The 12962-nt window shown below is 58.6% G+C and carries 11 protein-coding genes; 8 read left to right on the top strand and 3 right to left on the bottom strand.

Features of this window, described 5'->3' with window-relative positions; genetic code table 11:
- The first annotated feature begins 365 nt into the window (after positions 1 to 365).
- Positions 366 to 1868, top strand: a complete 1503-nt coding sequence (gene ppx / locus RYC17_RS25990) for an exopolyphosphatase (RefSeq protein WP_005731673.1) — start codon at positions 366 to 368, stop codon at positions 1866 to 1868.
- Here ppx and ppk1 read toward each other — a convergent pair.
- Entirely contained in the window at positions 1855 to 4065 is a 2211-nt protein-coding gene (gene ppk1 / locus RYC17_RS25995; protein ID WP_004655199.1) for a polyphosphate kinase 1, read from the bottom strand. The two genes, ppx and ppk1, sit on opposite strands and share 14 nt — an antisense overlap.
- Positions 4066 to 4081: 16 nt before the next feature.
- Positions 4082 to 5092 carry a porphobilinogen synthase gene (hemB, locus tag RYC17_RS26000; RefSeq protein ID WP_122281541.1) on the bottom strand — a complete coding sequence of 337 codons (1011 nt, stop codon included), beginning with the start codon at positions 5090 to 5092 and terminating at the stop codon, positions 4082 to 4084.
- 231 nt (positions 5093 to 5323) lie between these two features.
- Between hemB and RYC17_RS26005 the strand changes: the two genes are divergently transcribed.
- From RYC17_RS26005 to RYC17_RS26025, 5 genes are all read left to right on the top strand, one after another.
- Positions 5324 to 5986: a DedA family protein gene (locus RYC17_RS26005; RefSeq protein ID WP_004655204.1), complete on the top strand. Its 663-nt coding sequence runs from the start codon at positions 5324 to 5326 to the stop codon at positions 5984 to 5986.
- A 207-nt stretch (positions 5987 to 6193) separates the two neighbouring features.
- Complete coding sequence (gene elbB, locus RYC17_RS26010) at positions 6194 to 6862, top strand: isoprenoid biosynthesis glyoxalase ElbB (protein WP_122281540.1); 669 nt, start codon at positions 6194 to 6196, stop codon at positions 6860 to 6862.
- A 123-nt stretch (positions 6863 to 6985) separates the two neighbouring features.
- On the top strand, positions 6986 to 8044 hold the full coding sequence (locus RYC17_RS26015; RefSeq protein ID WP_002551548.1) for a PA0069 family radical SAM protein: 1059 nt from the start codon (positions 6986 to 6988) through the stop codon (positions 8042 to 8044).
- Between the two features lie 205 nt (positions 8045 to 8249).
- Positions 8250 to 8990, top strand: coding sequence for a carbonic anhydrase (locus RYC17_RS26020; protein ID WP_003432243.1), 741 nt, complete (start codon positions 8250 to 8252; stop codon positions 8988 to 8990).
- A gap of 104 nt (positions 8991 to 9094) precedes the next feature.
- A complete protein-coding gene (locus RYC17_RS26025) occupies positions 9095 to 10627 on the top strand; it encodes a SulP family inorganic anion transporter (RefSeq protein ID WP_003403858.1) in 1533 nt (510 codons plus the stop codon).
- Between the two features lie 118 nt (positions 10628 to 10745).
- Here the strand turns inward: RYC17_RS26025 and RYC17_RS26030 are convergent, their stop codons facing one another.
- A complete protein-coding gene (locus tag RYC17_RS26030) occupies positions 10746 to 11396 on the bottom strand; it encodes a hypothetical protein (RefSeq protein WP_002551545.1) in 651 nt (216 codons plus the stop codon).
- Between the two features lie 269 nt (positions 11397 to 11665).
- On the opposite strand from RYC17_RS26030, the gene RYC17_RS26035 reads away from it, so the two are divergent.
- Positions 11666 to 12154, top strand: coding sequence for a cytochrome c oxidase assembly protein (locus tag RYC17_RS26035; RefSeq protein ID WP_316887548.1), 489 nt, complete (start codon positions 11666 to 11668; stop codon positions 12152 to 12154).
- A gap of 63 nt (positions 12155 to 12217) precedes the next feature.
- Positions 12218 to 12850 (top strand): SCO family protein, encoded by a 633-nt coding sequence (locus RYC17_RS26040; RefSeq protein WP_316887615.1) that lies wholly within the window; start codon positions 12218 to 12220, stop codon positions 12848 to 12850.
- Positions 12851 to 12962: the final 112 nt, after the last annotated feature.

The following is a 12962-nucleotide window of genomic DNA, read 5'->3' on the forward strand; positions in this document are numbered from 1 at the left end:
GCTCAACGGTCAAAGCCCCGTAAAGTACAGGGCTCAGGCGGCAAGCTAAACCGTCCAACTTTTGGGGGGCAGTTCACAGCGTGGGAATGCCGTTCGTGACGCTCCGCGTCACAGATCTGCGCCGCGCCGCGCCCTCAAGACAGGACGCAGAGCTCCCAGAACTGCATGCGACGCGGAGCACCGCACGATAGTTGGGATTATCGTTCCGCACGCTCCAGCGTGGAATGCCTAGCAATGTTGATCAGATAGCTATGCGCCACGTTCAAGAGTAATACCGGGTATTTCCGCTGCCTGGACAGCTTCGCGTTGGCGGCAGGCATGGATCGTGGCACGATGGTCCGGTTATCGAACTGGATTTCCTGACCATGCCGCACTCAACACCCAAGAATTTTTCACTGATCGCCGCCATCGACCTGGGCTCCAACAGTTTTCATATGGTTGTGGCGAAAGCCAATCAGGGCGAAATTCGCATTCTTGAGCGCCTGGGCGAGAAGGTGCAGTTGGCCGCTGGCATCGACGAAGAACGCCAGTTGACCGAAGAATCCATGCAGCGCGGTCTCGACTGCCTGAAACGCTTTGCCCAGCTGATCAATGGTCTACCGCCCGGTGCCGTACGCATCGTGGGCACCAATGCGCTGCGCGAAGCCCGCAACCGCAACGACTTCATTCATCGCGCCGAAGAAATTCTCGGCCATCCGGTGGAAGTGATCTCCGGCCGTGAAGAGGCGCGCCTCATTTATCTGGGCGTCTCGCACACACTGGCCGACACCCCCGGCAAGCGTCTGGTCGCCGACATCGGCGGCGGCAGTACCGAATTCATCATCGGCCAGCGCTTTGAGCCGCTTCTGCGTGAAAGCCTGCAGATGGGTTGCGTGAGTTTTACTCAGCGCTACTTCCGCGACGGCAAGGTGACACCCGCGCGTTACGCACAGGCCTACACCGCTGCCCGCCTGGAAATCATGAGCATCGAACATGCGCTGCATCGCCTGAAGTGGGATGAAGCCATCGGTTCGTCAGGCACCATTCGCGCTATCGGCCTGGCGCTCAAAGCCAATGGTTACGGCGCTGGCGAGGTCAATGCCGAAGGGCTGGCCTGGCTCAAGCGCAAGCTGTTCAAGCTGGGTGACGTCGAAAAGATCGACTTCGACGGCATCAAGCCAGACCGTCGCGCGATTTTCCCCGCAGGCCTGGCGATTCTGGAAGCGATCTTCGATGCGCTTGAGCTCAAGCGCATGGATCACTGCGAAGGCGCCCTGCGTGAAGGCGTGCTGTATGACCTGATGGGCCGTCATCATCATGAAGACGTGCGTGAGCGCACGCTCAGCTCGCTGATGGAGCGCTACCATGTTGATCTGGAACAGGCCGCACGCGTCGAAGCCAAGGCGCTGCATGCGCTGGAGCAGGTTGCCGAAAGCTGGGAATTGCAACACGAGAGCTACGCCGAACTGCTGAGCTGGGCCGCCAAGGTGCATGAGATTGGCCTGGACATTGCTCACTATCACTACCACAAGCACGGCGCGTACCTGATCGAGCACTCTGACCTTGCCGGTTTCTCCCGCGAAGACCAGCAAATGCTCGCTCTGCTGGTGCGCGGTCATCGCCGTAATATTCCCAAGGACAAGTTCGCCGATTTCGGCGCAGAAGGCATCAAGCTGATTCGCCTGTGCGTGTTGTTGCGCTTTGCGATTCTGTTTCACCACATTCGTGGCACCCAGGAGATGCCGCGTGTGATCTTGCGTGCCGACGGCCCGAATCTGGACGCCGAGTTCCCCACAGGCTGGCTGGAAAACAACCAGCTGACTCAGGCCGACTTCGCGCTGGAAGCGGAGTGGCTGACCCGAGTCGGCATCGTCTTCAGCGTACGCTGAGAACCGGGTTGCTCAGGCGCTCCAGCAGGGTCGCCTGGGCGCTTCGGGCGTTCTGATTGCCGGTCGGCATGCTACGCACGTAACGCCCGTCTGGCTGCAACAGCCAGCTGTGGGTGTTGTCGGTCAGGTAGCTTTCCAGCTCTTTCTTCACACGCAGAATCAATTTCTTGCCTTCCACCGGGAAGCAGGTCTCGACACGCTTGTCGAGGTTGCGCTCCATCCAGTCGGCACTCGACAGGAACATTTGCTCGTCGCCGCCGTTGAGGAAGTAGAACACCCGCGTGTGCTCCAGGAATCGGCCGATGATCGAGCGCACATGGATGTTGTGCGAAACCCCGGCGATGCCCGGACGCAAACAGCACATGCCGCGCACCACCAGATCGATACGCACACCGGACTGACTGGCCTTGTACAACGCGCGAATGATCTTCGGATCGGTCAGCGAGTTGAACTTGGCGATGATGTGGGCTGGCTTGCCGTCGAGCGCAAATTGCGTCTCACGGGCAATCATGTCGAGCATGCCTTTCTTGAGCGTGAACGGCGCATGCAGCAGTTTCTTCATGCGCAGCGTTTTGCCCATGCCGATCAGCTGACTGAACAGTTTGCCGACGTCTTCGCACAATGCGTCGTCAGAGGTCAGCAGGCTGTAGTCGGTGTAAAGACGCGCGTTACCGGCGTGATAGTTACCGGTCCCGAGGTGGGCGTAACGCACGATCTCGCCGGCTTCGCGACGCAGGATCAGCATCATCTTGGCGTGGGTCTTGAAGCCGACCACACCATAGATCACCACCGCACCGGCAGCCTGAAGACGGCTGGCCAGTTGCAGGTTGGACTCTTCGTCAAAACGGGCGCGCAGTTCGATCACCGCGGTGACCTCTTTGCCGTTACGCGCCGCATCGACCAGCGCATCGACGATTTCCGAGTTCGCACCGCTGCGGTACAGCGTCTGGCGCACAGCCAGAACGTGTGGATCCTTTGCCGCCTGACGCAGCAGGTCGACAACCGGGGTGAACGACTCGAAAGGGTGCAGCAGCAGAATGTCCTGCTTGCTGATCACGCTGAAAATGTTTTCGCTGTTCTGCAGCAGTTTGGGGATCGCTGGCGTGAACGGCGGGTATTGCAATTCAGGGTGGCTGTCCAGGCCAGTAATACTGAACAGGCGCGTCAGGTTGACCGGCCCGTTGACCTGATACAGCTCGGACTCGTTCAGGTTGAACTGTTTGAGCAGGTAGTCCGACAGGTGTTTGGGGCAGGTATCCGCTACCTCCAGACGTACCGCATCGCCGTAGCGACGCGAGAACAGCTCACCGCGAAGGGCACGTGCCAAGTCTTCCACGTCTTCCGAGTCCAGCGCCAGATCGGCGTTTCGGGTCAGGCGGAACTGGTAGCAGCCCTTGACCTTCATGCCCTGAAACAGATCGTCAGCGTGAGCGTGGATCATCGACGACAGGAAAACGAAGTTGTCGCCAGGGCCACAGACCTCTTCCGGCACCTTGATGACACGCGGCAGCAAACGCGGTGCCGGAATGATCGCAAGGCCCGAGTCGCGACCGAAGGCGTCGATACCTTCAAGCTCGACAATGAAGTTCAGGCTCTTGTTGACCAGCAACGGGAACGGATGGGTTGGGTCCAGACCTATCGGGGTGATGATCGGCGCGATCTCGTCACGGAAGTAGCGACGTACCCAGGCCTTGAGCTTGGCCGTCCAGTGACGACGACGAATGAAGCGGACCTGATGCTTTTCCAGCTCCGGGAGCAGAATGTCGTTGAGGATCGCGTACTGGCGATCAACATGACCATGCACCAGCTCGCTGATTCTGGCCAGCGCCTGATGCGGCTGCAAACCGTCGGCCCCGGCCTGTTCACGGGCAAAGGTGATCTGTTTCTTCAGACCTGCGACACGAATCTCGAAGAACTCATCGAGGTTGCTGGAGAAGATCAGCAGAAACTTCAGTCGCTCCAGCAACGGGTAGGACTCATCGAGCGCCTGTTCCAGTACCCGGATGTTGAACTGCAATTGCGACAGTTCACGGTGGATATACAGGCTGCTGTCGTCCAGGTTCGGAGCGACGATAGCGGGCACTGTAGCGGCAGGTGCCTCAATGGCCGGGATTACTTCGATGTCAGGTTCAACCGCGGGCGTCGCCTGCGGAACATCGACTTCAACAGCGGCTTCGATGAGTGCTTCGGTATTCATGAATGATCCTGTGAGGCTATTGCCCCTTCAACAGTTGAGCGGCGCGAACAGCGAAGTAGGTAAGGATGCCGTCGGCACCGGCGCGTTTGAAGGCCGTGAGGGACTCGAGAATAACCCCTTCACTCAGCCAACCATTCTGGATTGCTGCCATGTGCATCGCGTATTCACCACTGACCTGATAGACAAAGGTCGGCACTTTGAACTCATCCTTGACCCTGTGCAGGATGTCCAGATAAGGCATGCCCGGCTTGACCATCACCATGTCGGCACCTTCAGCCAGGTCAGCTGCGACTTCGTGCAGTGCCTCGTTGCTGTTGGCCGGGTCCATCTGATAGGACGCCTTGTTGGCCTTGCCCAGATTCAGCGAAGAACCCACTGCATCACGGAACGGGCCGTAATAGGCACTGGCGTATTTGGCCGAGTAGGCCATGATCCGCACATTGACGTGCCCGGCCAGCTCCAGCGACTCACGGATGGCCTGGATGCGACCGTCCATCATGTCCGAAGGCGCGATCACCTGAGCGCCTGCATCGGCGTGCGACAAGGCCTGCTTCACCAGTGCATCGACAGTGATGTCGTTCTGCACATAGCCCTCTTCGTCGAGGATGCCGTCCTGACCATGGGTGGTAAACGGGTCCAGTGCCACATCAGTGATGACGCCCAGCTCCGGGAAACGGTCACGCAACGCGCGGGTGGCGCGTTGCGCAATGCCATCCGGGTTCCAGGCTTCAGCACCGTCCAGAGATTTTTTCTCGGTCGGCGTCACCGGGAACAAGGCCAGTGCAGGAATGCCCAGCGCAACCCAGTGCTCGGCTTCCTCAAGCAACAGATCGACACTGAGACGCTCGACGCCAGGCATCGAGGCGATGGATTCACGACGGTTTTCACCATCGAGGACAAATACGGGGAGAATCAGATCATCAACGGTGACAACGTTTTCACGCACCAGCCTACGGGAAAAGTCGTCGCGGCGATTACGGCGCAGACGAGTGAGAGGAAACAGGCGGTTTGCGGGGGTAAAGCTCACGGCGAGACTCCTGAGCCCGCTTACGCGGGCAAGCGCGACAGTTATAAGCCGCCATTATGACCAATGTGTGACAGTCATGGTTCGACCTGCGACTGCACGTCGCGGTCATGGCCCTTATGAGGATCCGACCATTGTGGTTGCAAGAATCTTTAACGTCGAGACACATATCGACACTTTCATCATTGCCTTGGGCGCGTTAGGCTGCGCGTTCATTTCGCCAGCATCCAGACAATGCTCCAGAATTTCTTGAACGAATTCGGCTACTTTGCCCTGTTCCTCGGCACCTTTTTTGAAGGCGAGACCATTCTGGTTCTCGCCGGCTTTCTGGCGTTTCGCGGATACATGGACCTCAATATCGTCATCCTCGTTGCCTTCTGCGGCAGCTATGCGGGCGACCAGTTGTGGTATTTCATGGGGCGCAAACACGGCCGCAAGCTCCTGGCTCGCAAGCCCCGCTGGCAACTCATGGGCGACAAGGCCCTGCGGCTGGTGCGCAAGCACCCGGACATATGGGTACTGAGCTTCCGCTTCGTGTATGGCCTGCGAACGGTCATGCCGGTGGCCATCGGCCTGTCAGGCTACCCACCGGGGCGTTACCTGCTGCTCAACGGTATCGGTGCGGCTGTCTGGGCGGCAGCGCTGGGTTCGGCGGCCTACCATTTCGGCGCGGTTCTCGAGGGCTTGCTGGGCAACGTCAAGAAATACGAACTCTGGGTGCTCGGTGCGCTGATACTGCTCGGCCTTGGTCTGTGGCTGCGCCGACGCATCAAGAACGCGCGTATTGCCCGTGAAGAGCGTGAAGAAAAGAGCCGCTTCTGTGCATCTGCAGCGGCGTCCGATCTGGATACACCTGTCCCCGTGCCCGTCGACCTGACGAAAAAATCAGACGAGTAATTTCTCCGTTTCCTTCCCCGAGTGCAGGCTGACAGGCCTCACTCGGCGGCAGCGCGCAGCCGCTGCCTGACCTCGCAAGCACCGCCCTTCCCCACGCATTTTTGCGTAGCCTGTAAAGCGTGAACTGAACACTCGGCCTGTAAAGCGATCAATTAATGGACGAATTAAAAGAAGCCTTAGATTGCTCAAGTACAAGGAGCCGAATCGATGCAGAAAAAAGTGGCTGTAATCCTGTCCGGCTGTGGCGTCTATGACGGTGCCGAAATCCATGAAAGCGTCCTCACCCTGCTTCGTCTGGATCAACGTGGTGCGCAGGTCCAGTGCTTTGCGCCGAACATCGCCCAGCATCACGTCATCAATCACCTGACTGGCGAGGAAATGCCCGAGTCGCGCAATGTCCTGATCGAATCTGCGCGCATTGCACGGGGCGAAGTGAAAGACATCCGCGAAGCAAATGCAGAAGACTTTGACGCCCTGATCATCCCGGGCGGTTTCGGCTCGGCGAAGAACCTTTCCGACCTTGCCCTGCAAGGCTCTGCCTGCCAGGTGGAAGCCGGGCTGCTGGAACTCGCAGAGGCGTTCGCAGAAGCAGGCAAACCGGTCGGGCTGATCTGCATCACCCCGGCACTGGCGGCCAAGATCTACGGTCCCGGCGTTACCTGCACCATCGGCAACGACCCGGATACCGCTGCGGCCATTACCAAAATGGGCGGTAGCCACGCGCCATGCGCTGTCGATGACATCGTCGAAGACGAAGCACGAAAACTGGTCAGCACGCCCGCCTATATGGTTGCCAAAAGCATCAGTGAGGCTGCATCGGGCATCAACAAGCTGGTTGACCGCGTGCTGGAGCTGACGCACGAGGGCGATGCCTGACCTGCCGCCGGACGAACCCAATGCACCGCCCGTCAGACGAGCGGTGTTTTACAAGCCAGCCATAGTGATCCATCACGGCCTTATGCTTTACTGTATGTATAAACAGTATTTGAGTAATGCCAGATGTCCAGCCCCTATCCGGTTCGTGGCCGCGGTACTGCCAGCAATCCGCATAACCGCTTTGCACCCAGCCAGTCCGTGGCCGAAGACGACGGCTGGTATCAGGAAGTGCCACTTACCCAAGGCACTCAGGTCACCAGCGAAACCGCCAAAAGCATCATTACCCGCAACAGCTCGCCGGATATCCCCTTTGATCGTTCGATCAACCCTTACCGGGGCTGCGAGCACGGCTGCATTTATTGTTTCGCCAGGCCCAGCCATGCCTACTGGGACATGTCGCCGGGCCTTGATTTCGAAACAAAGCTGATCGCCAAGACAAACGCCGCAGCGCTGCTGGAGCAACAGCTCTCCAAGCCAGGCTACCGCTGCGCGCCCATCACGCTGGGAGCCAATACCGACCCGTATCAGCCTATCGAACGTGAATACCGCATCACTCGCGCCACGCTTGAGGTGCTGCTGCGCTATCGGCACCCGGTCAGCATCATTACCAAGGGCTCGCTGATCCTCCGCGACCTGGACCTGCTCGCAGAGATGGCCAGACTTCGGCTGGTGTCAGTCTTCATCAGCCTGACTACACTGGATGACGAGCTCAAATGCATCCTTGAACCCAGGGCAGCAGCGCCCAAGGCTCGCTTGCGGGCCATTCGGGTGTTGCGTCAGGCGGGCGTACCCGTCGGGGTGCTGTGCGCACCCATGATTCCGATGATCAATGACAGCGAACTGGAGGCGCTGCTGAGCGAGGCGAAAGCTGCAGGCGCGCTAAGCGCAAGTTACGTGATGCTGCGCCTGCCGCTGGAGGTCGCGCCGCTGTTCGACGAATGGCTGAAGACGCACTACCCGCAACGTGCCGAACATGTGATGAGCCTGATTCGTCAAAGCCGCGGCGGAGCGCTGTACGACAGTCAGTTTGGCTCAAGGATGCGCGGTGAAGGACCGTTTGCCGATCTACTGGCTCAACGCTATGCCCTGGCAATCAAACGGCTTGGATTGAACAAACGTGGCGGTTTCGCACTCGATTGCGATGCTTTTTGTCCGCCAGGAGGACAAATGTCACTGCTGTGACGAACTTGGTACTATCGTGCAAACCCGCGTCCCAGAGCCATCGCATTCAGTTTCGCTTAAGCTTGGGCGATTAGTCTGTAACTCGGAGTGTCACCAGCGATAGCGCTCAAGGGATTTGTTCGTGATGCCATTTACAGGGATCACATCCGGCTCTGGTCAAACAGGCATGAAGAATCCATATCAATCCGTCAGAGAGGATGAAGACATGACAGACATCGGTAAACAGCATTCGGCTACGTCGTCCAGCACATCAAGCCATTCAGACAGCGCCGACGTAGCGTTGAAACACATCGTCGATGGCTTTGTACATTTTCGTAACGAGGTCTTCCCCCAGCAGGAAGAACTGTTCAAGAAGCTGGCGACTGCCCAATCGCCACGGGCCATGTTCATCACCTGCGCCGACTCGCGCATCGTGCCCGAATTGATCACCCAAAGTTCGCCTGGCGACCTGTTCGTCACGCGTAACGTCGGCAACGTCGTCCCGCCGTATGGCCAGATGAACGGCGGCGTGTCCACCGCTCTGGAATACGCAGTGGTTGCACTGGGCGTGCAGCACATCATCGTTTGCGGACACTCTGACTGCGGCGCCATGCGCGCAGTGCTCAACCCTGACAGCCTGGACAAGATGCCTACGGTAAAAGCCTGGTTGCGTCATGCCGAGGTTGCCCGCACGGTAGTCGAGCAGAACTGCAGCTGCAGCGGCGAACTGGAAACCATGCAGGTCCTGACTCAGGAAAACGTGATTTCCCAGTTGCAACACCTGCGCACCCACCCTTCGGTCGCAGCAAAAATGGCCAGCGGCCAATTGTTCATTCACGGCTGGGTCTACAGCATCGAAACCAGCGAAATCCTGGCTTATGACGCCGAACTCGATCGTTTCATACCGCTCGACGGTTCGGGACCGACGCCGATGGCTTCACCGAAAGCACGCTTTTCAGCCGACTGATCACCAGTCCGACTGACGGCAAGCCCTTCTTTATCAGCTGATGGCGGCTGCGCAGGATGCGCGTCGCCCGTCTTGCCTCGTCTGAAGAATTCCGGAGAAGCGTCATGGGTATTACAGCATTGAAAACCGCTTTACCACGGGAGCTGCTCGCTTCCGTGGTCGTGTTCCTGGTCGCCCTGCCGCTGTGCATGGGGATCGCCATCGCATCCGGCATGCCTCCGGCCAAAGGTCTGATCACCGGCATCGTGGGCGGGCTGATAGTCGGCTGGATAGCCGGTTCTCCGTTGCAGGTCAGCGGACCCGCAGCCGGTCTGGCAGTACTGGTTTTTGAAGTGGTACGCGAGCACGGCATGGCCATGCTGGGTCCTATTCTGGTACTCGCCGGGTTACTTCAGCTGCTGGCAGGTCGATTCAAGCTTGGCTGCTGGTTCCGGGTCACGGCGCCTGCGGTGGTCTATGGCATGCTCGCCGGTATCGGCGTGTTGATCGTACTGTCACAGGCACACGTGATGTTCGACAGCGGTCCCAAACCTTCCGGGCTGGACAATCTTATCGCCTTCCCTTCCACACTGATCCAGGCATTCGGACCAGGCACCGGCATGCAAGCCGGTATGCTCGGTCTGGGCACCATGCTGATCATGTGGGGCTGGGAAAAACTTCGTCCGCAGTCTTTGCGCTTCGTACCCGGCGCGCTGCTGGGCGTGGGTATCGCCACCGGCATCAGCCTGTTCATGGCCTTGCAGGTCAAGCGTGTCGAAGTGCCTGACAACCTGGCCGACGCCATCGACTGGCTTCGCCCGGCCGACCTGATGAACCTGGCCGACCCGGCCATTCTGGTTGCCGCTATCGTTGTGGCGTTCATTGCCAGTGCCGAAACGCTGCTCTCTGCCTCGGCGGTTGACCGCATGCACAGTGGCCAGCGTTCGGACTTCGACAAGGAACTCAGCGCTCAAGGCGTGGGCAACATGCTCTGCGGCGTGCTCGGTGCGTTGCCGATGACCGGCGTTATCGTGCGCAGCTCGGCCAATGTTCAGGCCGGTGCCACCACGCGCTTCTCGACGATCTTCCACGGTCTGTGGCTGCTGGCGTTCGTGTTGCTGCTGTCGAGCGTACTGCAGAGTATTCCGGTCGCGAGTCTGGCTGGCGTGCTGGTTTATACCGGTCTGAAGCTGGTCGACCTGAAGGCGTTTCGTGGTCTGGGTCGCTATGGCCGGATGCCGATGTTTACCTATGCGGCGACTGCCGTGGCGATCATCTTCACCGACCTGCTGACCGGTGTACTGGTCGGTTTTGGTCTGACCCTGGTGAAGCTGGCGTTCAAGGCTTCGCGCCTGAAGATCAATGTGGTCGAACTGGCGGGCGAGAAGGAATTCGAGCTGCGCCTGGTCGGTGCCGCAACGTTCCTCAAGGTGCCGGCGCTGACTCAGGCTCTGGGCACTATCCCGCAGGGCAGCACCGTGCATGTGCCTCTGGGCAATCTGTCCTACATAGACCACTCGTGCCTGGAGCTGCTGGAAGAGTGGGGACGTTCCAATGCCGCGCATGGCACCCGACTGCTCATTGAGCCGCGCGGGTTGAAGCGTCGTCTTGAAGGGCGGATCTACACAACAACGGGGATAGGCTCGGGCGCGGCCTGATAGTCAAAGCCTTGGGCTACAGCCTGGAATGATGGGAGCCGGATGGGTCTTCGCGTAGCAGCGGAGCGATATCCGGCTCCTTCCATTGCGGGCGAAGACATTGATTCGGGCCTCTGAATCAGATGACGGAGCGTTCCAGCTCCAGGCCGATACCCAATTGTCGTGACAGGCTCGGCCAGCGCTTCCACGCTGCACCTGTATCAGGACTGGTCAGTTTTTCGCGGTAAGCCTCGACGGAGTCCAGCGCGAAACTTTCATCATCAAGCAGCTTGTCGACGGCATGGTGAACCGCCTCGTCCAGCTGGTTGGCAAATTGCTCGCCGATCAACTGGTGGGCAATCACGCTGGCAACCGTGGTATTTGACGGTATCAGCGGCTGACCAAAATGCTTGATGTACAGATCGTTCACCTCCTCGACCAGTCTGTGTGCCAGATAGGCCTCGTCCAGCAGGCTTTCCAGCCCTTCATGTCCGTCCATGATGGAAGGGGGTGCTGCGAAAAAATGCTCTGCGATTTTCAGTACCGGTTTAATCTGCCCTTCGATACCGGCTTCTACGGCGACCTCGTGAGCAGCGTCCAGCAGGTCGGGGACCAAGTCGATGTAAGCAGTGACGAAACGCGTCAACACGTCCTTCGCGTCGACATCCGGGAGGTGAATGGCAGGATGAAGATGTGGGAGCTTCTGTTCCAACTGTTGCAGCAAGTGGCCGGTCTCGGCTTCATGTTGATGGGCTAGTTGTATCTGCTCGCGCAATGCGGCGGTGTTCATGGCAGTGGGGACTCCTGAGGGCATTAAACCCCGTGGTTTGGTTATGGAGAGTCATACGTTAGCTCGGTTAACTAAATGCCTAAGACATTTTTGCTATAACCGAAACGCATTTATATGCATTGGCTATATCAAGGCGTTTTTTGCTCAGTTTCTGACCATTTGCCTACAGTGGCGCATAAATACGGCACCTTGCGCTGATGTAAGCAGGCTACTCTGAAGCCGCCCGCAGACCTTTCGACACGCTGTCTGACATAAAAAGTGAGCCCGGCATGACTCAGCCTCTTTTATCCAAGCGGCTTGCTCTGCGTTTGATCTGTTTGCTGGTGATCATGTTCATCTGCGGATTTGCATTGCCGTCGCTCTATGGTTTGCTGACCGGGCATAACGGAAACCGCGATCAGGACGCTTCGCGGCAGATCGAGGTGCAGTTCACCGCGACAAACTCTGCGGGGATGGTCTGGGCGTTCTACCCGCGCGCCAGCCAGATGCAAATCAACCCTGGTGCCCTCAACGAAATGATTTTCGTGGCGCAGAACCCTACTGACAAACCGATGAAGGCCCAGGCTGTACCGGGTATTTCGCCGGGGAAGGCGGCAGAGTGGTTTCACAAGACCGAATGTTTCTGCTTCACCCAGCAGACCTTACAGCCGGGTGAGCGTGTCGAGATGCCCGTGCGCTTCATTGTCGACCGCGACTTGCCCAAAGAGGTGAAACGCCTGACGCTGGCCTATACGCTGTTCGATGTCACTGCGCCCTAGGCGCTCGAAGCCATATAGGCCATCATCCCCAGCCGCATGCCGATCACTACCCGCGTTGATGCCATGACCCGTATCCAGAAAACCGTTTTTATCGCTGCCGCCATTGTTGCCCTCGTTCTGGGCCTGATCCTCAGCCAGTTGCTGCCGGGCAGCGGGTCTGAGGATCAGGCGGCACTTAACGATGCAGGTATTGTGCTGCTACCGAAAAGTCGCCAGTTGCCAGCCTTGAGCATGTCGGACCAGAACGGCGCAGCGGTGGCCCTTGATGACTTGAAAGGCAAATGGACGCTGATGTTCTTCGGCTACACCTTCTGCCCGGACATCTGCCCCACTACCCTGGCGCACATAAAGCAGATCAGTACCGAGCTGCCTGAAAAGGTGGTCGAGCGCATGCGTGTGGTGCTGGTCAGCGTCGACCCTGACCGCGACACGCCGCAGCAGCTCAAGCAATATCTGGGTTATTTCGACAAGCAGTACATTGGTCTCACGGCACCTGTCGCAGATATCCAGAAGCTGGCCAACGCAGTGAGCATCCCGTTCATTCCGGCCGATACCAGCAAACCGAACTACTTTGTCGACCACAGCGGCAACCTGGCTTTGATCGGGCCGGACGGCACCCAGCGAGGCTTTATCCGCGCGCCGCTGAACAACCAGAAGCTGGTGAAGCAATTGCCTGGGTTGCTGGAGAGGGATTAGTCAGTGCACTGACACGAAGTCGCCGAGGACGCGGAGCGTCCTGAAGGGCGCTACCACGCGACAGGGTTGTGTCTGGCGCGGGAATGCAGCCCCCAATGCTCTGCGTCGCAAG

It is taken from the genome of Pseudomonas syringae group sp. J248-6, from assembly GCF_032586995.1.
Taxonomy (GTDB): domain Bacteria; phylum Pseudomonadota; class Gammaproteobacteria; order Pseudomonadales; family Pseudomonadaceae; genus Aquipseudomonas; species Aquipseudomonas amygdali.

What these genes read in the sequence shown, in the direction of transcription:
- RYC17_RS26015 (WP_002551548.1), top strand. Translation starts at nt 6,986, where the DNA reads ATGTCCAGCCCCTATCCGGTTCGTGGCCGCGGTACTGCCAGCAATCCG.
- ppk1 (WP_004655199.1), bottom strand. Translation starts at nt 4,065, where the DNA reads ATGAATACCGAAGCACTCATCGAAGCCGCTGTTGAAGTCGATGTTCCG.
- RYC17_RS26005 (WP_004655204.1), top strand. Translation starts at nt 5,324, where the DNA reads ATGCTCCAGAATTTCTTGAACGAATTCGGCTACTTTGCCCTGTTCCTC.
- RYC17_RS26020 (WP_003432243.1), top strand. Translation starts at nt 8,250, where the DNA reads ATGACAGACATCGGTAAACAGCATTCGGCTACGTCGTCCAGCACATCA.
- elbB (WP_122281540.1), top strand. Translation starts at nt 6,194, where the DNA reads ATGCAGAAAAAAGTGGCTGTAATCCTGTCCGGCTGTGGCGTCTATGAC.
- RYC17_RS26035 (WP_316887548.1), top strand. Translation starts at nt 11,666, where the DNA reads ATGACTCAGCCTCTTTTATCCAAGCGGCTTGCTCTGCGTTTGATCTGT.
- ppx (WP_005731673.1), top strand. Translation starts at nt 366, where the DNA reads ATGCCGCACTCAACACCCAAGAATTTTTCACTGATCGCCGCCATCGAC.
- RYC17_RS26030 (WP_002551545.1), bottom strand. Translation starts at nt 11,396, where the DNA reads ATGAACACCGCCGCATTGCGCGAGCAGATACAACTAGCCCATCAACAT.
- RYC17_RS26040 (WP_316887615.1), top strand. Translation starts at nt 12,218, where the DNA reads ATGACCCGTATCCAGAAAACCGTTTTTATCGCTGCCGCCATTGTTGCC.
- RYC17_RS26025 (WP_003403858.1), top strand. Translation starts at nt 9,095, where the DNA reads ATGGGTATTACAGCATTGAAAACCGCTTTACCACGGGAGCTGCTCGCT.